Genomic DNA, 19,704 nt, shown 5'->3' with positions numbered 1-19,704 from the left:
TCCGGACTCAGGAGCCTACATCGACCATCTTCGATGAAGGATGGCTCCCTTCGGCCACTACCGCTTCAGGAGCACGCGATGAGCACCACGACCCCGTCCGCACCGACCGCCAGCCTGACGCCGACCGCCGGGCGGCCGCTGGTCATCGTCGGCGCCGGCCCCATCGGCCTCGCCGCCGCCGCACACGCCCAGTCCCGCGGCCTGCCGACCGTCGTCCTCGAGGCCGGCGCCAATGCTGGCGCGGCGGTGCGCGACTGGGGCCACGTACGGCTGTTCTCCGCCTGGAGCGAGCTCATCGACCCCGTCGCCGAGAAGCTCCTCGCTCCCACCGGCTGGGTCGCACCCAACCCGCAGACCTACCCGACCGGCGGCGACTGGGTCGAGCGCTACCTGGCCCCGCTCGCCGACGCCCTCAACGCGACCGACGAGGTCGAGGTCCGCTACGGCGCCCGCGTCGTGGGTGTGGCCCGGTACGGCCGCGACCGGCTCGTCGCAGCCGACCGCGACGGCCTGCCGTTCACCATCCATGTCGAAGCACCCGACGGCACCCGCACCCGGATCGCCGGCAGCGCCGTCGTCGACGCCTCCGGCACCTGGACCGGGCCGAACCCGCTCGGCGGCGACGGTTACCCGGCCGCAGGCGAGGCCGAGCATGCCGGGCGCATCACCTACGGCATCCCCGACTTCACCGACCCCAAGGTCGTGGACCGCTACGCCGGCAAGCACGTCGCGGTCGCTGGTGCCGGCGCGTCCGCGCAGAACGTCCTCGTCGGCATCGGGAGCCTCGCCAAGACCCACCCCGACACCCAGGTCACCTGGCTCGTGCGCCGCCCGGGAACCGATGACGCGTTCGGCGGCGGCGACAACGACCAGCTCGAGGCCCGCGGAGCGCTCGGGAAGAGCGCACAGGCAGCCGTTGAGTCAGGCCCGGTCACCGTGGTGACCTCGTTCCGCACCAGCGATGTCGAGCCCGACCCCGACGCTCAGGCCGGCCAGCTGCGGCTGACCTCGTTCGCCGACGTTCCCGACGGCAACGGGAAGGTCGTCGGCGGTGTGGACGAGGTCATCGTCGTCACCGGGTTCGCCCCCGACCACACCTGGCTGCGCCAGGTCCAGCTCGACCTGGACGCCGAGCTCGACGCCCCCTCCCAGCTCGCCGGCGAGATCCACCCGGCGTGGCACAGCTGCGGAAGCGTCACGCCACACGGCGCCGACCGGCTCCGTCAGCCCGAGGCCGGCCTGTACCTGGCCGGAATGAAGTCGTATGGCCGCGCCCCGTCGTTCCTGGCGATGACCGGGTTCGAGCAGACCCGAAGCATCGTCGCCGAGATCGCCGGCGACCACGAGGCCGCCGCGCGGGTCGAGCTCGTCCTGCCCGATACGGGTGTCTGCGGCGGATCCGGCCTCTTCGACGGCGCAGCCGCCGACGGCGGCTGCTGCGGCACAACCGCAGCGCCCGAGCTGATCACCATCGGCGCCGCGGCCACGGCAGCAGGAAGCAGCGAAGCCACCGCACCGGCAGGCACTTCGACAGGATGCGGCCCCAGCTGCGGCTGACCGTCACACCTCGTTGACCTCACCCACCGAAAGCGCGGAGCCCGCGGTCACCACCGACCGCGGGCTTCCGCACGGCACCCTTCGACGCGTCACCACGGTCCTGTGCGCGACCGAGATCATCTCGTGGGGCGTCCTCTACTACGCGTTCCCAGTCCTCTCACCCTCCATCAGCGAGGACACCGGCTGGTCCCAACCAGCAGTCGTCGCAGCGTTCACCATCGCGCAGCTCATCGCCGCCGGCACCGGGCTCCTCGTCGGCCGCCACATCCACCAACGCGGCCCCCGCGCCGTGATGACCCTCGGGTCCGTCCTCGCAGTCGCATCGGTCGTCGCGCTCTCCCTGGCCGGCACCTGGTCGGTGTTCCTGGCCGCCTGGTGCGTCGCCGGCGCTGCGATGGCCGCGACTCTGTACCCGCCGGCGTTCGCGGCGCTCACCACCTGGGGCGGACGACAACGTCTCCACGCGCTGACCGCCCTCACGCTGGTAGCGGGACTCGCCAGCACCGTGTTCGCGCCCCTGACAGCAGTTCTCGACGAACACGTCGGCTGGCGTGACACCTACACGATCCTTGCCGGGATCCTCGCCGTCACCGTCGCCCTACACGCGTGGGGACTGCGCGCCCCGTGGCCGACACCCGACCCAGTCACGACCCCCAGACCTACTGCCCGACCTCATGACCGCCCAGGCTCGAGATCGCCGTGGCAGCTGCCGGGATTCACCAGAACAGTGACCGCGTTCGGGCTCGCCGGACTCTGCATGTGGTCCGTCCTCATCGTCTTCGTCCCGCTGCTCACGGCCCGCGGCTTCAGCACCGCCGCCGCAGCGACCGCGCTCGGCATCGGCGGCATCGGCCAGGTCTGCGGCCGCCTCGGCTACCGCCGCCTCGACGCCGCCACCAGCGTGAGCACCCGAACCCGCCTGGTGTTCGCCGCTGTCGCCGTCACCACGCTCGCGCTCGCTGTCACCCCCGGCCCTTACTCGGCACTGGTCGCGTTGTCGTTCGTGGCCGGGATGGTCCGTGGCATCTTCACCCTCCTCCAAGCCACCGCCGTCACCGACCGGTGGGGCACCACCGACTACGCCCGCCTGAACGCGACCCTGTCCCTGCCCCTCCTGGCGACCGCCGCGTTCGCACCCTGGTTCGCAACCGCGCTGGCCACGGCCCTCGGCAGCCACGCGGCAACCCTCGCCGTCTTCGCGGGGCTCGCCGTAGGGGCCGCCCTCGTCGTTCCGCGGCAGCCCTCCCTGGCTCCGGTCGCCTGACAGGTCGTTTACGGCTGGACGACCGGCATCCCGTCGCCGGTGGCGCAACACCGACCGGGTCGAGCGGGTGTCTGCCGTTGGCGGTGACGCAAGCAGCCAGGCGCTACAGCTTTGGAGGTGCTGCAGCTCGCCGCCACGTCCGCGCGACTCCACACACGCGCGTGCTGTGGACGAATGGTTGACTCCCCATCTAAAAGAGCGTTTTCTTACGTAAACGAAAGCAAACGTAACGATCCTGGAGTCTCGGACCATGATCAGCAGCCCGCAGGTGCCGCTCGCCCGCTGCCTCGCCGTGCTCGTCGTCGCGACGGCGGGCTGCGCGCTCCTGGTCGCCTGGCTGCTGCCGGCAACCCGCGAGCCAGGGGCCGCCACCTTCGACGCGGCCCTGGTCCGGCTCTGCGCCGGCCTGGCGCTCCTCGCGACCGGCTGGCTGTGGCTGTCGACCGTGGTGACCGTGCTCTGCGCCCTCCGTGGGCGGGGGCGGTACGCCGCCGGCGTACCCGCTTCCCTGCGTCGCGCTGTGCTCGCCGCCTGCGGGGTCGCGCTCGCAAGCGGGCTGGGCATGGCCGGCCCGGCCCACGCGACACCCGGGCGGCTCCACGAGGACCGGGTCGCGGACCCGGTCGTCCTGGTCGGGCTACCGCTTCCCGACCGGGCCACGGCTCTGCCCGCTGACCTGTCGACGGTCGTGGTCGCTCCCGGGGACACGCTGTGGGCGATCGCTGCGCGCAGCCTCGGACCTGACGCGAGCACGTCCGAGATCGACGTGCGTTGGCGACGCCTCTACGACCTCAACCGGGCTGTCATCGGCCCCGACCCCGACCTGATCCGACCCGCCCAGCGACTGGAGGTACTGCCATGACCGAACACCACCCCCACGAGGTCGTGCCGCTCCGCCCGGCCGCGCCGCTCGCCAGCGTGCAGGGCACGCTGGCACTGGACCTGGAGCCACGCCAGGATCCGCCGTGGCTGCCGGCCACGACCGGGTCCGGGCCGGTCGCCGATGTGCTCCCGATCGACGGCCTGATCCGCCGGGCGTTCGAGGAGTGGGCCCGCCGCTACGCCCAGGCCGCCGTCGAGATCGTCGGTGGCGACCGTCCGGTCACCCAACTGCTCCGGTGGAGCTCACGCGAGGTCTACGAGAACCTGCAGCGCCGCGCGCTGCTCGTCGCCCGTGCCGGGCGGCACCACCCCGGTCAGGGCCGGTTCCAGCCGGTGCGGCCGCGCGTGCTCGGCGTCCACCCGTGCTTCATCAGCCGCGACGTCGTCGAGGTCAGCACGCACGTGCGGTACGGCGAGCGCTCCCGTGCCCTGGCCGCCAGGTTCGAACGCACCCACGACCAGCGTTGGCGGTGCACGGCGCTGGAGTTTGCGTAGCGGAGACGCGTCAGGTCACGAGATCCGCGCCGTCAGGCCGGTCGGGCCGCCCGGGCGGCCGTGGCACATCTTGTACTTCTTGCCCGACCCGCACGGGCACTTGTCGTTGCGCCCGACCTTGGCGAACTCCTCGTCAGCGGCAGCCTCGGTCTTGACCGCGACCTCGCCGTCCTCGGAGGGTGCGGAGTAGGACAGGTTCTGCGGGGCCGCGGGCCGCTCCAGACCCTTGGCGCGGATGGTGGGCTGCTCGGCTGACGGCAGCACGCGAGCCATCGGCTCGACGACCTCCTCGGCCTCGACCTCGAAGTCGACCTCGGTGTCGTCGTCCACGTCCTCCTCGACCTGGACGTCGAGGTTGAACAGGAAGCCGACCGCCTCTTCCTTGATGCCGTCCATCATCGCCGTGAACATCTCGAAGCCCTCGCGCTGGTACTCGACCAGCGGGTCGCGCTGCGAGTAGGCGCGCAGGTAGATGCCCTCGCGCAAGTAGTCCATCTCGTAGAGGTGCTCGCGCCACTTGCGGTCGAGCACCGAGAGCACGACCCGGCGCTCGAGCTCACGCATGACCGGCTCGCCGACCTCCTCCTCGCGCCGGTCGTACGCCGCGTTGGCGTCGGCCTTGAGGGTCTCGACGAGCTCCTCGCGCTCGAGGCCCTCCACACCGCCGGCCTCGTCGATGATCGCCTGCTGGTCGACCGTGACCGGGTAGATCTGCCGCAGGGCGGTCCACAGCGCGTCCAGGTCCCACTCCTCGGCGAACTCCGCGGTGGCGCCGTTGACGTACCCGGCCACCGTGTCGTCGAGGAACCCGCGGATCTGCTCTTCGAGGTCCTTGCCCTCGAGGACCTCGCGACGCTCGGCGTAGATCACCTTGCGCTGGCGGTCCATGACGTCGTCGTACTTGAGGACGTTCTTGCGTGACTCGAAGTTCTGCGACTCGACCTGGCCCTGCGCGTTGGCGATCGCGCTGGTGACCCGCTTGTTCTCGATCGGGACGTCGTCCGGAATCTTCAGGACCTGGAGCACGCGGTCGACCCACTCGGACTTGAAGAGCCGCATCAGCTCGTCCTCGAGCGAGAGGTAGAACCGCGACTCGCCGGGGTCGCCCTGGCGGCCGGAACGACCTCGCAGCTGGTTGTCGATGCGACGCGACTCGTGGCGCTCGGTGCCGACGACGTAGAGGCCGCCGGCCTCGCGGACCTCGTCGTGCTCGTTGCCGACCTGCTCCTTGATCCGCTCGACCATGGTCGGCCAGGCCTCGTCGTACTGGTCCGCGGTCTCGCCGGTGGGCTCGAGGCCCTGCTTGCGCAGCTCCTGGTCGGCAAGGAACTCGACGGAGCCACCGAGCATGATGTCGGTGCCTCGGCCGGCCATGTTGGTGGCGACCGTGACCGCGCCCTTGTGACCGGCCATCGCGACGATCTTGGCCTCGTCGGCGTGGACCTTGGCGTTGAGGACCGAGTGCGGGATGCCGCGCTTGCGCAGCTTGTTGGAGAGGTGCTCCGACTTCTCGACGGAGACGGTGCCGACGAGGACCGGCTGACCCTTCTCGTGCCGCTCGGCGATGTCGTCGACGACGGCGTCGTACTTCGCCTCTTCGGTGCGGTAGACGAGGTCGGCCTGGTCGACGCGGGCCATCGGCTTGTTGGTCGGGATCTGGACCACGCCGAGGTTGTAGATCTTGTCGAACTCCGACGCCTCGGTCATGGCCGTACCGGTCATGCCGGAGAGCTTGTCGTAGAGGCGGAAGAAGTTCTGGAGCGTGATCGTGGCGAGGGTCTGGTACTCCTCGCGGACCTCCACACCCTCCTTGGCCTCGATCGCCTGGTGCAGGCCGTCGTTGTAGCGACGACCGGCCAGCATGCGGCCGGTGTGCTCGTCGACGATGAGCACCTCGCCCTCCATGACGACGTACTCCTTGTCGTTGCGGAAGAGCTCCTTGGCCTTGATCGAGTTGTTCATGAAGGAGATCAGGGGTGTGTTGACCGAGTCGTAGAGGTTCTCGATCCCGAGGTGGTCCTCCACCTTGGTGATGCCGGGCTCGAGGACCGAGATCGTCCGCTTCTTCTCGTCGACCTCGTAGTCGACGTCCTTGTCGAGCTTGCGCGCGATCTTGGCGAACTCGGCGTACCACTGCACGTCGTCCTGCGTGGGGCCGCTGATGATCAGCGGCGTGCGCGCCTCGTCGATGAGGATCGAGTCGACCTCGTCGACGATCGCGAAGCTGTGGGCGCGCTGCACACACTCCTCGATCGAGCCCGCCATGTTGTCGCGCAGGTAGTCGAAGCCCAGCTCGTTGTTGGTGGCGTACGTGATGTCGCAGTTGTAGGCCTCGCGCCGCTCGTCGGGACGCATCTCGGGCAGGATCACGCCGACGGTCAGGCCGAGGAAGTTGTGGACGCGACCCATCATGTCGGACTGGTACTTGGCCAGGTAGTCGTTGACCGTGACCACGTGGACGCCGTTGCCGGAGAGCGCGTTGAGGTACGACGGCAGCACGGCCACCAGCGTCTTGCCCTCACCGGTCTTCATCTCGGCGATGTTGCCCATGTGCAGCGCGGCGCCGCCGGTGACCTGCACGTCGAAGGGGCGCATGCCGAGCACCCGGCGGGAGGCCTCGCGGGCGGTGGCGAACGCTTCGGGCATGATGTCGTCGAGCGACTCCCCGTTGGCCAGCCGGTCCTTGAACTCGGCAGTCATCCCCCGCAGCTCGTCGTCGCTCATCGCGACGAAGTCATCCTCGATGGCATTGACAGCCGCGGTGACAGCCTCGAGCTGGCGGAGGATCTTGCCTTCTCCGATGCGGAGGATCTTGTCGAGAATGGCAGGCACGTGGTCCAACTTCCCTGAGTCGCGTAAATCGCTGAGCGGCGCCACTCTACCCAGCGTCACCCAGCGTTCGTAGCGCAGGAGCCAGGTCGCCACGCGGCTCGATCGAGATGGCGGCCAGCCCGAGCCACCCGGACAACCGACGCAGCTCGGCCGAGAGCTCCTCGGCGGTCTCCGGCGGGGCACCGGGCTCGGCGTACGCCCCCTTGACGAGCAGGTGGCCGAGCTTGCGGTCCGCCTTGAGGTCCACCCGGGCGACGATCCGGTCGCCGAGCAGGAACGGCAGCACGTAGTAGCCGTGGACCCGCTTGTCGGCGGGGACGTAGATCTCGATGCGGTAGTGGAAGTCGAAGAGCGCCTCGGTGCGCGCCCGCTCCCACACCACCGGGTCGAACGGGCTGAGCAACGCCCGGGCCCCGACCCGGCGCGGCAGTCGGGCGTCGCGGTGCAGGTAGGCCGGTCGCTGCCAGCCGGCCACGGAGACCGGGAGCAGGTCGCCCTCCTCGACCAGGGTCGCGACCGCGGCCGCGGTGTCGGCCACCGGCATCCGGAAGTAGTCGCGGAGGTCCTGGATGGTGGCGACGCCGTGCGAGCGGGCGGCCCGGCGTACGAGCTCCAGTGCGGCCTCCTCGCGGGTAGGAGTGGGCCGCGCGAGCACGGCCGCCGGGATCACCCGCTCGGGCAGGTCGTAGCGGATCTCGAACTGGCTGTTGCGGCCGGCGATCGCGACCTGCCCGGAGGTGTAGAGGTAGTCGAGCATCCGGCGGGTCTCGGACCAGTTCCAGCCCCAGTGGTCCTTGGCCCGCGGCAGCCCCTCGTCGAGATCGCGGGCGGTCGCCGCACCGCGGTCGGCGAGCTCGGCGAGCAGGTTCTGCTCCAGCGCCAGACTGTCGGAGTCGACGGCGACGAATCCCCACTTGCCTCGCTTGGCGCGGTAGTCGTCCATCCGGTGCTGCATCACCGGCCACAGCTCGACCGGCATGAACGCCTGCACGTGCGCCCAGTACTCCACGACCCGGCGGGGACGCTGCTCGGCGGCGCGGCGGAGCAGGCCGACGTCGTACGGGCCCATCCGGGAGTAGAGCGGCATGTAGTGCGCGCGCTGGAGCACGTTGACCGAGTCGACCTGGAGCACCCCGGTGCGCTCCAGCGTCCGCTGGAAGGTGCGCATGGTGGGCTCGGCGTGCGGCTTGTCGAGGAAGCCCTGCGCTGCCAGCGCCGTACGACGCGCCTGCGCGACGCTCATCGACTCCATGGCGCGAGGCTACGAGGTGGCGCCGACAGTCACGGCAGATCGAGCAGCTTCTCCTTGACGGCGTACATCACGGCCTCCATCCGCGAGTGCAGCTGCAGCTTCTCGAGGATGTTGCGCACGTGGTTCTTCACCGTGTTGTCGCTGATGAAGAGCTCCTTGGCGATCTCACGGTTGTTCATGCCCTTGGCGACCAGGCGGAGCACCTCGAGCTCGCGGTCGGTCAGCCGGAGCCCGGAGGCGTGGTCGCGCTCGGGGCGCGACATCTGCTTGAACTCGTCGATCAGCTTGACCGCCATCGACGGGCTGATCAGGGACTGGCCGTCGGCGACGACCCGGACGGCCTGGGCGACCTCCTCGATCGAGGAGTCCTTCAACAGGTAGCCGGCCGCACCGCTCTTGACCGCTTCGTAGAGGTCGGCCTCCTCGTCGGAGACGGTGAGCATCACGATCTTGGCCGTCGGCACGGCCTCCTTGATGGCCAGGCAGGCCTCGATCCCGGAGCGCTTGGGCATCCGGATGTCGAGGAGCACGACGTCGGGGGCGGTGCGCTCAGCGAGGGCGGTCCCCTCGACGCCGTCGCCGGCCTCGCCGACCACCTCCACACCGGGCTCGACGCCCAGCAGCATCGTCAGTCCGCGCCGGAAGAGCTCCTGGTCGTCGACCACGAGCACGCGAATGGGCTCACGCCCTGCGTCTGTCATCGGCTCGGCCACGAGGGAATCATGGCACGACCGGGCCGTTTTGTGCTGACAGGCGGGTGGCGAGACGTGTCGATGGGATGGCCCGTCCGGGCCATCCCATCGTCTGAGCGTGCTCGAGAGCGGTCAGACAGTCGCTTCGAGGTCGAGCGAGATCACGCCGTAGTCGTACCCACGGCGGCGGTAGACGACTGCGGGACGGTCACTCTCCTTGTCGACGAAGAGGTAGAAGTCGTGACCGACGAGCTCCATCTCGTAGAGGGCCTGGTCGAGCGTCATCGGGTCGGCCGCGTGCGTCTTCTCACGCACGACGAGCGGCCCGTCGCCGGTCACGTCGATGGGGCCGACCTGGCGATCGGTGGTGACCACCTCGTCAGCCACCGTCTCCAGCGTGGGAGCGCCGTTGGCGAGCGCCTCCCCCACCGACACCGGGGCGCGGCGTCCGTGGTGGACCCGCCGCCGATCGGAGGCGCGCCGCATCTGGGCTGCCATCTTGTCGAGGGCCAGGTCCAGGGCAGCCATCTTGTCGGCGGCACACGCCTCGGCCCTGATCACCGGGCCCTTCGAGAGGGCTGTCAGCTCGACGCGTACGGCGCGATCGGCCTGCCGCGGGTTGCGTTCGTTCTCGACCTCGACGTTGACCCGGATTATCCGATGATCGTGCTTCTCCAGTCGCGCCAGCTTCTCCTCGACGTGACTGCGGAACCGATCGGACAATTCGCAGTGTCGACCCGTGACCACAACTTCCATGTGAACCTCCCGATTGCACAACTTGCTTCTCGGTGTTTCGGCGGTCAGCTCCGGGCGCGCCCTCTTTCGGGTACGCCGCGGAGAGGAGTCCGTCCGGCCGACCTGGTCTTCGACCCCACAATCGCCTGCTGAGGCTCTCGCAGCTTCTCTGCCACTACTGACCTTCTCCCGACCGCCGTCGCATCTGACGACGGAGCCGAGGCAGGACTTACCACTAAGCCGCACCGTGATCGTCGGCCGCTCCGCAGTGCGGGGCGGGCCGTCTTACGTGGACCGTTTCGCCTGCGACTGGCATCGGCTTGTCGACCGGGCACCCGGTTGGACCGAGGCACCTGGACGACGCAACCACGGACCCGGACGGACTCCATGATGAGACGTTAGTCCGAAGGGTCGGCCGAAGAAAGGGGGCGGGCCGCTCCAGCCGGGATCCGACGGCGTGTCGCGGCTACCGCTGCGACCGCGGCCACGTCGAGCCCGACCGCCTCGAGAGCGCGTTGGGCCTCGCGCAGGGTCACCCCGGTGGTCACCACGTCGTCGCACACGATGAGGTGCGCGCGCGTACGCCGGGCCACCAGCCGCCGGACCAGCTCCGTCGGGCAGTGCATCGATCCGGCGAGGTTGCTCGCGCGGGCGACTGCTCCGAGCCCCGCCTGGTCCACGGACCCGGGCCGACTGCGCAGCAGCGGCATCGCGATGACGTCGGCCCCGTCGCGCCGCAACAGGCGTGCCGCTCGGGAGGTGACCCGTCCGGTCGGATCGTGGCCCCGACCCCGGGCCACGCCCGGCCGGGACGGCACCGGCACCAGCACGACCGGGCCCGGCGGCACCTCCGCCAGCGCAGCGCGCACTGCGAGGGCGAGCAGCTCGGCGAGCGGTGCCCGCAGACCGAGGAGACGCCGCTCCTTGTGCCCGATCACCAACGCACGCAGCGGCCCGGCGTACTCCCCCGCTGCCCAGGGCGGCGCCAGACCGGCCGGGACCGGATCTGGCCAGGCCGGATGACCGTCGCTCGGCAGGGCCCGCGCACAGTCGGGGCAGAGCACCCGTCCCGGACGCTCGCACCCCGCGCAGCGGCCGCCGAGCAGCAGGTCGGAGGCCGCGTCGGCGAGTTCACCCCAGGTGTCCCGCAGCACGGCTCGATGGGACCACCGACTGCGCCCCGACTCAAGCCGCCGGCGTCCGCCTGTGGAGCGCGCGGTCAGCCGACGTACGTGAAGCCGGTCGTACCCTCGGTGATCGGCACGATCCGGCGGGGGTTCGCAGAGAGGTTGACGAGCACCTTCCGGTTGAAGCCGTAGAGCGGCTCGTCGGAGGCGGGCGAGCCGAGCAGAGCCCGCAGCCCGCCGCCGACCGTCGTCGAGCTGTCGGAGGCCGGTGAGCCGTCGATGGAGGCGGCCTGCAGCTGGGCCAGCGACCCGGCGCCGGTGAACGGGCTGAGGATCGCCAGGCTCGTCGTGCCGCGCCACGCGATCGCCCGCACCGGGAGGTCGCCGTCAGGGGCCTCGGAGATCGACCGCGCCGGCGTGGCCCAGAGCACCCGCCCGCTCCGGCTGTGGGCGATCCGGCTGACGACCAGCTCGTCGCCGGCCTCTCGGCGGACCACGGCGACCAGGCGGGTGCCGTCGCGGGAGACCACGAAGCTGCGCACCTGCGTCCTGGAGATGCCCGGGATGTCGAGGACGTGACGCTTGTCGTCCATGACCCACGACACCTCGGCACCGTCGGCGGTGCGGTCGACGAGCCACATCCGGTCGAAGAAGTCCCAGGCCGGCTTGAGCAGGTCGCGCCCACCGGTCACGACGTCGCGAGCCTCGTTGCCGTCACTGCCGGTCACCGGTCCGACGACGACGCGTTGTCCGTCCGAAGACACCCCGGCGGCCAGGTCAGCAGTCAGGCTGACGCCCACGCTGCGCAGTCCGAGGTCGGTCGTGCCGAGCGGTCCGCTGACAGGCGCGAGCGTGCCACCGGCCCCAGACGAGAGCAGTCCGTCCTGCAGCCCGTAGACCAGCGGGCTCGCCTGGAGACCTGCGGGGTCGAACTCCGCACCGCCGTCGACCCGATAGACGCTGACCCCGCCCGGAAGGGGTACGGCGTCGCCGTTGATCGACACGCGGAGCGCCTCGATACGAGTGTCCTGGCGCAGGGTCCATGCCAGCTGCGCCATCATCAGCTCGATCGACTCGGCCGACATCTGGGCACCATCCCCCTTCAGCGCGATCTCGGCGACGCCCTGGGAGATGGGGACGGACGGGGCGATCGTCAGGCCGGGCGGGAGGAACGTCCTGACGACCCGGTCGAGGCCGTCGCTCGGCCCCAGGAGCAGCGCCTGTGTCAGAGCACTCGCCAACTGCTTGCCGATCGGGACGTACACGGGCTCCGGGGCGAGCGTCCCGACCGTCGGGTCGAAGAAGTAGAGGGAGACCTGTCGGAAGCGCCGGGCGAACCAGGTCTCGGGGACGATCAGCGCGTCGGGGGCCTCGTCGATGCGCCACTCACCGTCCTCGAAGGCCATCGGGAAGCCGATGGTGCGCTGCGACTTCGGCAGCGGCCCCTGCCAGGCACCCTGGGCGTCGAGGCGGTCAGGGTTGGCCAGCGTCACCGACACCCCGGCCGCCGTCTCCGCCACCCGCGGGGAGTCGGCGTACGTGATCGTCCCGTCGGGGGACCAGGCAGCGGCGGCGTCCTTCGTGAGGAACTCGCGGGCAGTGTTGGTCTGGATCGGGGTCGCCTGCATCGCCGCCAGGAAGCCGCGCACGATGTCGGCGCGGGTGTCCCCCTCCCTCGGTGGCTTGGGGCTGATGAAGGGGCCCTGGTCGAGGGAGACGCCCCCCTGGGACTGGGTCTCCACCACCGGCCCCGAGTCGGGCATGGACACACAGCCCGCGAGCAGAACGGCGGCCACCAGGACCGCCACGCTGGTGAGTGGCCCGCGCCGGGTGCGGGTCATGTGACGGGCTCCGTGACGTCGGTGGGCACGAGGGGCAGCGGGCTGTGTCGGAGCACGCCGCCGGCTCGGCGGGGCAGGGTCAGCCGGAACTGGGCGCCCTCGCCGGGACGTCCCCATGCCTGCAGCCACCCACCGTGCAGGTGGGTGTCCTCGAGCGAGATCGAGAGACCGAGTCCGGTGCCGCCGCTGGTGCGAGCGCGAGCGGGGTCCGCGCGCCAGAACCGGTTGAACACCATGGCGGCCTCCCCCGGCGCCAGCCCGATGCCGTAGTCGCGGACGGCGATCGCCGCCGCGTGGTCGTCGCCCGCGACCAGTACGACGATGTCGCCTCCGGCTCGTTGGCTGCCGGTGTGGTCGATCGCGTTCGTGACCAGGTTGCGCACGACCCGTTCGACCCGGCGTACGTCGGCCTCCGCCAGGCACGGATGGTCGGGCGCCTGCACGACGACCTCGACGTTGCGCTGGCGGGCCAACGGGCGGGCGGCGTCGACGATGCGGTGGGCGACGTCGATGAGGTTGATGTCGTCGAGCTCGAGCACGGCGGCGCCGGCGTCGAACCGACTGATCTCCAGCAGGTCGACCAGGAGCGTCTCAAAGCGGTCCAGCTCCGTCTGGAGCAGCTCGGCGGCGCGCGCGGTCGTCGGGTCGAAGTCGGCGCGGGCGTCGTGGAGGACGTCGCCTGCCATCCGTACCGTCGTCAGCGGGGTCCGCAGCTCGTGCGAGACGTCGGAGACGAAGCGGCGCTGGACCCGGCTGAGCTCCTCGAGCTGGCGGATCTGGCGCTGGAGGTTGCTCGCCATCTGGTTGAACGACGTCGCGAGGCGGGCCAGGTCGTCCTCCCCGGAGACGCGCAGCCGCTCCTGGAGCTGGCCGGCGGCGAGCCGCTCCGCGACCCGGCGGGCCATCCGGATCGGGGTGACCACCTGACGGGTCACCAGCCAGGTCGTCCCGGCGACCAGCACGACGAGCAGCACCGCGGCGGTGAGCAGGGCGCGGGTGACCAGCGCCATCGTCTCCTCCTGCTCGTCGAGCGGGAAGAGGTAGTAGAGCGTGTAGGTGCGCGCGTCTGCCGGCAGCAACACCTGCGAGCCCACGACGATCCCGCGAGAGGAGGTGGTGACGCCCTCGGCGTCGGTGGTGCGGATCGTCGTGTACGTCCAGGCGGTCGACGCCTCGTCGTCGAAGTGCTCTTCGAGGGAGATCGGGACGCTGCTCGTATCGAGCAGCGGGCTGGAGTTCACACCGCCGTCGGCGATCCGCCCGCCCGGCCCGGTCGGGCCGGCCAGCACCACGTAGAAGCCGCGGGTGGCCCCGCGCTGGATGATCGGGTCGACCACATCGGACTTCTGGCTGGCGACATCGGTGTCGGTGCCGAGCACCGCCTCGAGGCGGTCCCGGGTCTCGGCGGTCTCGTCGTTGACCTCGGCGACGACGGCCTCGACGCGGTGGTCGAGCAGCCCGTCTCGCACCTGCTGGAGCTGGTACCAGCCCACGACGCCGATGACGGCCACCGACAGCAGCACCGTGCTCACCACGACACGCGCCTGGATGGATCGACGCCAGAACGTCAGGGCCCGGCGTACCGGCTCAGGAACCCAGCGCGTCCCGCGCGGGCGCAGGTGCAGCATGGCCGGACCTCAGGCCGTCCCGGCCTTGTAGCCGACGCCACGGACGGTGACGACGATCTCGGGGTTCTCCGGGTCGTGCTCGACCTTGGAACGCAGCCGCTGGACGTGCACGTTGACCAGACGGGTGTCGGCGGCGTGCCGGTAGCCCCAGACCTGCTCGAGGAGCACCTCGCGGGTGAAGACCTGCCAGGGTTTGCGGGCCAGGCACACGAGCAGGTCGAACTCCAGCGGCGTCAGGCTGATCGGCACGCCCGCGCGGACCACGGCGTGGCCGGCGACGTCGATCGACAGGTCGCCGATCGTCAGGCTCTCCTGCGTCGGCTCGTCGAAGCGGCGGATGCGGGCGCGGATGCGGGCGACCAGCTCCTTGGGCTTGAACGGCTTGACGACGTAGTCGTCCGCACCGGACTCCAGCCCGACGACGACGTCGACGGTGTCGCCCTTGGCCGTGAGCATCACGATGGGGACGCCGGACTCGGCGCGGATCTCCTTGCACACGTCGATGCCGTCCTTGCCGGGCAGCATCAGGTCGAGCAGCACCAGGTCGGGACGGTACGACCGGAACGCCTCGACCGCCTCGTCGCCCCGGGTGACCATCCGGCTCTCGAAGCCCTCCTGGCGCAGGACGATCGTGAGCATCTCCGCCAACGACGCGTCGTCGTCGACGACCAGGATCCGACCCTTGGTCGACTGGTCGTTCGGTGGGCCGGAGGGCGCTCCGGCGGGCTCGCTCATGTCGTCCATCATGACAGCCGGGTCCATCTCGTTGGTCGAGTTGCCGCGCGAGGGCGAGCGCGGCGTATCGAGACCCGGTCGCCGACTCGCGGCTCACCGGGCCTCGATACGCAGGTCGCGAGCTCGTTCCTCGCTCGCGCGGCTACTCGACCTGGCTGCTGGGTCCCGGCCTTCGCGAGCTCAGGCCGGGGCAGCTCATCAGTATCTGTACTGGTCCGACTTGTACGGACCCGCGACGTCGACGCCGAGGTACTTCGCCTGCTCGTCGCTCAGGGTCGTCAGCTTCACGCCGAGCGCGTCCAGGTGCAGCCGGGCGACCTCCTCGTCGAGGTGCTTGGGCAGCACGTAGACGCCGACCGGGTAGGCCTCGGGCTTGGTGAAGATCTCGATCTGCGCGAGCACCTGGTTGGTGAAGGAGTTCGACATCACGAACGACGGGTGGCCCGTCGCGTTGCCGAGGTTCATCAGCCGACCCTCGGAGAGCACGATGATCGCGTTCCCGCTCGGGAACGTCCACACGTCGACCTGCGGCTTCACGTTCTTGCGCGTGACGCCCTCGAAGGTCTCGAGGCCGGCCATGTCGATCTCGTTGTCGAAGTGGCCGATGTTGCCGAGAATCGCGTTGTGCTTCATCTGCGACATCTGCTCGACGGTGACGACGTCCTTGTTGCCGGTCGCCGTGATGATGATGTCGGCGACGTCGAGCACGTCGTCGAGGGTCGAGACCTGGTATCCGTCCATCGCCGCCTGTAGCGCGCAGATCGGGTCGATCTCGGTGACGATGACGCGCGCGCCCTGGCCACGCAGCGACTCGGCACAGCCCTTGCCGACGTCGCCGTAGCCGCAGACGACCGCGACCTTGCCGCCGATGAGGACGTCGGTGGCACGGTTGATGCCGTCGATCAGCGAGTGACGGCAGCCGTACTTGTTGTCGAACTTCGACTTGGTGACGGAGTCGTTGACGTTGATGGCCGGGAAGAGCAGCGAGCCTTCCTTCATCATGTCGTAGAGGCGCAGCACGCCGGTGGTGGTCTCCTCGGTGACGCCCTTGAGCTCGGCCGCGACCTTGGTGTAGCGGTCGGTGCTCTCGGCGAGCGAGGCGTTGAGGACGTCGAAGACGATCTTCTGCTCGTGGCTCTTGGCCGTGGCGGGGTCCGGCGCCTGACCCGACTTCTCGGCATCGACACCGAGGTGGACGAGCATCGTGGCGTCGCCACCGTCGTCGAGGATCATGTTGGCGAACGTGTCGCCGGGCCAGTTGAGGATCTGCTGGGTGCACCACCAGTACTCCTCCAGCGTCTCGCCCTTCCAGGCGAAGACCGGGACGCCCTGCGGGTCCTCGGGAGTGCCGTTCGGGCCGACCGCGATCGCGGCAGCCGCGTGGTCCTGCGTCGAGAAGATGTTGCACGACGCCCAGCGCACCTCGGCGCCCAGCGCGACCAGCGTCTCGATGAGGACAGCGGTCTGGATGGTCATGTGCAGCGAGCCTGCGATGCGAGCGCCGGCGAGCGGCTTCTCGGCGCCGTAGCGCTCGCGCATTGCCATCAGGCCGGGCATCTCGTGCTCGGCGAGCTGGATCTCGGTGCGGCCGAAGTCGGCCAGGCTGAGGTCGGCGACCTTGAAGTCCATCGTCTGCTCCTGGGGTCTGGCGAGGGGATGCTGCCGGGGATCCGAGGTTAGAACGCGTCGCACCCAACACGAGAATCCTCGGCACACCCTGCACGAGGCCGCTCGACACACGACCCGCCCAGACCCGTCCCGCCCCGAACACCCGGAATGTCGGTACAGCCGGCCCTGATGCCCGGGACGCCCGGAGCAGGAGCCTGTCGTCATGCCACGTCACACCTCCCTCCGACGCGGGAGCGCACTGATCACCCTGCTCCTGCTTGCTGCCCTCCTGACCACCGTCACCGCGACGGAGCCGGCGGTCGGTGCGTCACCCACCGGCCCGGGCACGATCGTCCACATCAAGGGCTACGACGTGTACGTCGCCCTCCCGGACGGCTCCGGCGAGCGCCGCCTCACCACCAACGGGTCGGTTGCAGAGCCTTGGATCTAGTGTGTTGCGCCGCGACGGTCGTTGCGGCGCGCGGACCCGTCGTCTACCGCATGGACCAGTGGGGCACGGTCCTGAACAGCTTCGACCCGCCGGACCTCGAGAACGCCATCGGGAAGCCGATCGGGGGCGCCATCAGCAAGATGGCGATGTCGCCCGACGGCTCGAAGGTCGCCTACACCTTCCAGCACTACAACTGTGGCCTGAACGCGCCGTGCCGCACCCGCTGTTCGATCCGGTGCTCTCGCGGCGCCCACCTGGCCGGCCCTGGTGAGACCTCCACGCAGGTCGGGCTCGCGTCCCCGACGTTCCCGCATGACCAAGGCCCGCTACGAGGCCGCGTCGTACGCCACGGCGGCGACGGCGTGGGGCGGCCGATCCTGGTGGCCCAGGACGGCGACCCGACCATCCAGGTCACGCCTCAGGGGGCGGCTTCGTCCTGGCCTTCGCCAACGGGTGAGCACCCGGCGCCGCTCAGTGCGCCGCGTCGGCCTTGGTACGCCGCGGGATCAGGTGCAGCACGCCGAGGATCAGCGCACCGACGACCAGGCCGAAGACGGCGGACGCGAAGGTGTTGGTGAGCCAGCCGGCAATGCTGCCGAGGGTCCCACCGATGGCGTGGTGGACCTCGTGCTCGAGGTGGTGGACGAACTCGTACGGCGCGTGCCAGCCGAGCTCGTCGAGACCGACGAGCTCGATGTGACCGCCGACCCAGAGCATCGCGGCGATGCCGACGACGGAGATCGTGGCGAGCAGCTTGGGCGTGCCGACGAGGAGGCCGTGGCCGATCTTGGCACCGAAGCCCGAGGAGCGCTGGGTGAGGAGCAGTCCGATGTCGTCGAGCTTCACGATGATCGCGACCACGCCGTACACCGCGATCGTGATGGCGATGGCGACGACCAGCAGGATCACCAGGCGGCTGAGGAACGGTTCGTCGGCGACCTCGTTGAGCGCGATCACCATGATCTCGGCGGAGAGGATGAGGTCGGTCCGGATCGCGCCCGCCACCATCGCCTTCTCGGCGTCCTCGCCCACGGCACCGACCGGCACCGGGTGGTGGTCGTGGCCGCGGACTCGGGCCCAGACCTTCTCGAAGCCCTCGTAGCAGAGGTAGCCACCGCCGACCATCAGGATCGGGGTGAGCAGCCCGGGCAGGAACTGGCTCAGCAGCAGTGCGATCGGCAGGATGATGACCAGCTTGTTGCGCAGAGACCCGATCGTGATCCGCTTGATCATCGGGAGCTCGCGGTCGGCGGTCACGCCGTGGACGTACTGCGGCGTGACGGCCGTGTCGTCGACGACGACCCCGGCGGCCTTGGTGGTGGCTCGGCCCGCGGCCGCGCCGACGTCGTCGATCGACGCGGCGGCCAGCCGGGCGAGGGCGGCCACGTCGTCGAGCAGTGCGAAGAGCCCTCCAGCCATGGGGGAAGGCTAGCGGGCTGCGGTGTGCTCCCCGACGGCGGAGGCCGCCCGGTGGTGCAGCCCGGCGTCCACGCCGGCCTCGATCTCCGCCTGGACGTCCGGCTGCACCTGGTCCTTGGCCGCCGTGAGGGCGACGGCGTGCTTGAGGTAGTGCTCGCCGTAGCCGAGGGGGTCGACGAGGTGGTTGAGCCGCGACGACACCGGGTGCCACGCGAGCGCCAGGGACAGCAGGACCGCCGCAGCCGTGGTCACTCCGAACGCCATGACCCCGTGGTGGTCGGCCCAGTCGCCCCAGCCCGCGTAGCCGGCGCCCTTCACCACGAACCCGTGGAACAGGTAGACGACCAGCGTCGCGGCGCCCATCCGGGCGAACCAGCCACCGACGCGCGGCACGAGGGCGAAGAACGCCCACGCCCCGAGCGTGCCGATCGCGAGCACGAGGGTCCGGGTCAGCAGGGCGCGTACGTCGTCGGCGTACCCCATCTCGTCGTAGCGCGACCGGTAGTAGAGCCACTCGGTGCTCGCCCAGACGTCGGTCCACGTGGTGAGGATCCAGATGCCGACCAGGACACCGACAGCAGCCACCTGAGACGGCGTACGGCGGAGCAGCTCGAGCCGCTCGGGGGTCGCCTTGAGACCCATCACGAAGAAGGGCAGCAGGCCGAGGACCCGCGCCAAGTCGAGGGTGTTGCCGGCGTACAGGCCGGCCACGAGGCTGATGCCGACCGCCACGACGAGCCCGCCCCACATGGGCCGGAAGATCGGGGTGAGCAGGCGCCAGAAGAACATCGCGGCGAGGTACCACATCGGCCAGTGCGGGTCCTGGAAGAGGTTCTGTAGGTCCTCCCCGCCGACGTAGACCCGGAAGAGGGCCAGGGCGCACTCGAAGAGCACGTACGGCACCACGACGGTGCGGAAGAGCTGCCACAGCCGCACCTTGCTGTAGACGAACGTGCGCGAGAGATAGCCGGTCACGAATACGAACGCCGGCACGTGCCAGGCGTAGAGGAAGTCGTAGAAGTGGTCGGTGACGGCGTTGCTCGGGAGGAGGACCCACGAGTGCCCGACGACGACGAGCGTCACCAGGAGCATCTTGGCGTTGTCGAACCAGGGGTCGCGACCGCTCGGGGGCGCGGCTTTCACGGGCGTCGAGGTCGGAGTCGGCACACCCCCGGTCTACCCGGTG

At 70.2% G+C, this 19,704-nt stretch carries 16 protein-coding genes; 5 read left to right on the top strand and 11 right to left on the bottom strand.

Going from position 1 to position 19,704, the window contains the following annotated elements:
- Positions 1-78 precede the first annotated feature (78 nt).
- The 4 genes from ABEA33_RS07635 (at position 79) to ABEA33_RS07620 (ending at position 4,198) form a co-directional block, all read left to right on the top strand.
- Positions 79-1,557: an NAD(P)-binding domain-containing protein gene (locus tag ABEA33_RS07635; RefSeq protein ID WP_345526140.1), complete on the top strand. Its 1,479-nt coding sequence runs from the start codon at positions 79-81 to the stop codon at positions 1,555-1,557.
- A 13-nt stretch (positions 1,558-1,570) separates the two neighbouring features.
- Entirely contained in the window at positions 1,571-2,821 is a 1,251-nt protein-coding gene (locus ABEA33_RS07630; RefSeq protein WP_345526138.1) for an MFS transporter, read from the top strand.
- A gap of 250 nt (positions 2,822-3,071) precedes the next feature.
- On the top strand, positions 3,072-3,683 hold the full coding sequence (locus tag ABEA33_RS07625; protein WP_345526136.1) for a LysM peptidoglycan-binding domain-containing protein: 612 nt from the start codon (positions 3,072-3,074) through the stop codon (positions 3,681-3,683).
- Positions 3,680-4,198 (top strand): Rv3235 family protein, encoded by a 519-nt coding sequence (locus ABEA33_RS07620; RefSeq protein WP_345526135.1) that lies wholly within the window; start codon positions 3,680-3,682, stop codon positions 4,196-4,198. The genes ABEA33_RS07625 and ABEA33_RS07620 overlap by 4 nt, the downstream gene beginning before the upstream one ends.
- 15 nt (positions 4,199-4,213) lie before the next feature.
- Here the strand turns inward: ABEA33_RS07620 and secA are convergent, their stop codons facing one another.
- The 9 genes from secA to ahcY all read right to left on the bottom strand — a co-directional run bounded on the left by secA (position 4,214) and on the right by ahcY (position 16,669).
- Positions 4,214-7,030, bottom strand: coding sequence for a preprotein translocase subunit SecA (gene secA / locus ABEA33_RS07615; RefSeq protein ID WP_345526134.1), 2,817 nt, complete (start codon positions 7,028-7,030; stop codon positions 4,214-4,216).
- Positions 7,031-7,076: 46 nt separating this feature from the next.
- The gene (locus tag ABEA33_RS07610; protein WP_345526133.1) at positions 7,077-8,282 is read right to left on the bottom strand and encodes a winged helix-turn-helix domain-containing protein; all 1,206 of its coding nucleotides are present in this window, start codon (positions 8,280-8,282) and stop codon (positions 7,077-7,079) included.
- Positions 8,283-8,311: 29 nt separating this feature from the next.
- Complete coding sequence (locus ABEA33_RS07605; RefSeq protein WP_345526132.1) at positions 8,312-8,995, bottom strand: response regulator; 684 nt, start codon at positions 8,993-8,995, stop codon at positions 8,312-8,314.
- A gap of 111 nt (positions 8,996-9,106) precedes the next feature.
- A complete protein-coding gene (gene hpf, locus ABEA33_RS07600) occupies positions 9,107-9,730 on the bottom strand; it encodes a ribosome hibernation-promoting factor, HPF/YfiA family (protein WP_345526130.1) in 624 nt (207 codons plus the stop codon).
- A 377-nt stretch (positions 9,731-10,107) separates the two neighbouring features.
- The gene (locus ABEA33_RS07595; protein ID WP_345526129.1) at positions 10,108-10,863 is read right to left on the bottom strand and encodes a ComF family protein; all 756 of its coding nucleotides are present in this window, start codon (positions 10,861-10,863) and stop codon (positions 10,108-10,110) included.
- A 65-nt stretch (positions 10,864-10,928) separates the two neighbouring features.
- Positions 10,929-12,677 carry an LpqB family beta-propeller domain-containing protein gene (locus tag ABEA33_RS07590; RefSeq protein WP_345526128.1) on the bottom strand — a complete coding sequence of 583 codons (1,749 nt, stop codon included), beginning with the start codon at positions 12,675-12,677 and terminating at the stop codon, positions 10,929-10,931.
- Positions 12,674-14,305 (bottom strand): MtrAB system histidine kinase MtrB, encoded by a 1,632-nt coding sequence (gene mtrB / locus ABEA33_RS07585; RefSeq protein ID WP_345526127.1) that lies wholly within the window; start codon positions 14,303-14,305, stop codon positions 12,674-12,676. The genes ABEA33_RS07590 and mtrB overlap by 4 nt, the downstream gene beginning before the upstream one ends.
- Positions 14,306-14,314: 9 nt before the next feature.
- Positions 14,315-15,049: an MtrAB system response regulator MtrA gene (gene mtrA / locus ABEA33_RS07580; RefSeq protein WP_425577359.1), complete on the bottom strand. Its 735-nt coding sequence runs from the start codon at positions 15,047-15,049 to the stop codon at positions 14,315-14,317.
- A 189-nt stretch (positions 15,050-15,238) separates the two neighbouring features.
- On the bottom strand, positions 15,239-16,669 hold the full coding sequence (ahcY, locus tag ABEA33_RS07575; protein ID WP_345526125.1) for an adenosylhomocysteinase: 1,431 nt from the start codon (positions 16,667-16,669) through the stop codon (positions 15,239-15,241).
- Positions 16,670-16,871: 202 nt separating this feature from the next.
- On the opposite strand from ahcY, the gene ABEA33_RS07570 reads away from it, so the two are divergent.
- On the top strand, positions 16,872-17,099 hold the full coding sequence (locus ABEA33_RS07570) for a hypothetical protein (protein WP_345526124.1): 228 nt from the start codon (positions 16,872-16,874) through the stop codon (positions 17,097-17,099).
- A 471-nt stretch (positions 17,100-17,570) separates the two neighbouring features.
- Here the strand turns inward: ABEA33_RS07570 and ABEA33_RS07565 are convergent, their stop codons facing one another.
- Both ABEA33_RS07565 and ABEA33_RS07560 read right to left on the bottom strand, forming a co-directional pair.
- Positions 17,571-18,518, bottom strand: coding sequence for a DUF808 domain-containing protein (locus ABEA33_RS07565; RefSeq protein WP_345526123.1), 948 nt, complete (start codon positions 18,516-18,518; stop codon positions 17,571-17,573).
- A gap of 9 nt (positions 18,519-18,527) precedes the next feature.
- Positions 18,528-19,685 carry an acyltransferase family protein gene (locus ABEA33_RS07560; protein WP_345526122.1) on the bottom strand — a complete coding sequence of 386 codons (1,158 nt, stop codon included), beginning with the start codon at positions 19,683-19,685 and terminating at the stop codon, positions 18,528-18,530.
- Positions 19,686-19,704 lie beyond the last annotated feature (19 nt).

Source organism: Nocardioides endophyticus, from assembly GCF_039543845.1.
GTDB lineage: Bacteria > Actinomycetota > Actinomycetes > Propionibacteriales > Nocardioidaceae > Nocardioides > Nocardioides endophyticus.
This window is presented reverse-complemented; position numbering and strand designations above follow the sequence as displayed.

Excerpts from the sequence above, each read along its gene's own strand:
- ABEA33_RS07635 (WP_345526140.1), top strand. The coding sequence starts at position 79 with ATGAGCACCACGACCCCGTCCGCACCGACCGCCAGCCTGACGCCGACC.
- ABEA33_RS07625 (WP_345526136.1), top strand. The coding sequence starts at position 3,072 with ATGATCAGCAGCCCGCAGGTGCCGCTCGCCCGCTGCCTCGCCGTGCTC.
- ABEA33_RS07620 (WP_345526135.1), top strand. The coding sequence starts at position 3,680 with ATGACCGAACACCACCCCCACGAGGTCGTGCCGCTCCGCCCGGCCGCG.
- ABEA33_RS07610 (WP_345526133.1), bottom strand. The coding sequence starts at position 8,282 with ATGGAGTCGATGAGCGTCGCGCAGGCGCGTCGTACGGCGCTGGCAGCG.
- hpf (WP_345526130.1), bottom strand. The coding sequence starts at position 9,730 with ATGGAAGTTGTGGTCACGGGTCGACACTGCGAATTGTCCGATCGGTTC.
- ABEA33_RS07590 (WP_345526128.1), bottom strand. The coding sequence starts at position 12,677 with ATGACCCGCACCCGGCGCGGGCCACTCACCAGCGTGGCGGTCCTGGTG.
- mtrB (WP_345526127.1), bottom strand. The coding sequence starts at position 14,305 with ATGCTGCACCTGCGCCCGCGCGGGACGCGCTGGGTTCCTGAGCCGGTA.
- mtrA (WP_425577359.1), bottom strand. The coding sequence starts at position 15,049 with ATGGACGACATGAGCGAGCCCGCCGGAGCGCCCTCCGGCCCACCGAAC.
- ahcY (WP_345526125.1), bottom strand. The coding sequence starts at position 16,669 with ATGGACTTCAAGGTCGCCGACCTCAGCCTGGCCGACTTCGGCCGCACC.
- ABEA33_RS07570 (WP_345526124.1), top strand. The coding sequence starts at position 16,872 with ATGCCACGTCACACCTCCCTCCGACGCGGGAGCGCACTGATCACCCTG.
- ABEA33_RS07565 (WP_345526123.1), bottom strand. The coding sequence starts at position 18,518 with ATGGCTGGAGGGCTCTTCGCACTGCTCGACGACGTGGCCGCCCTCGCC.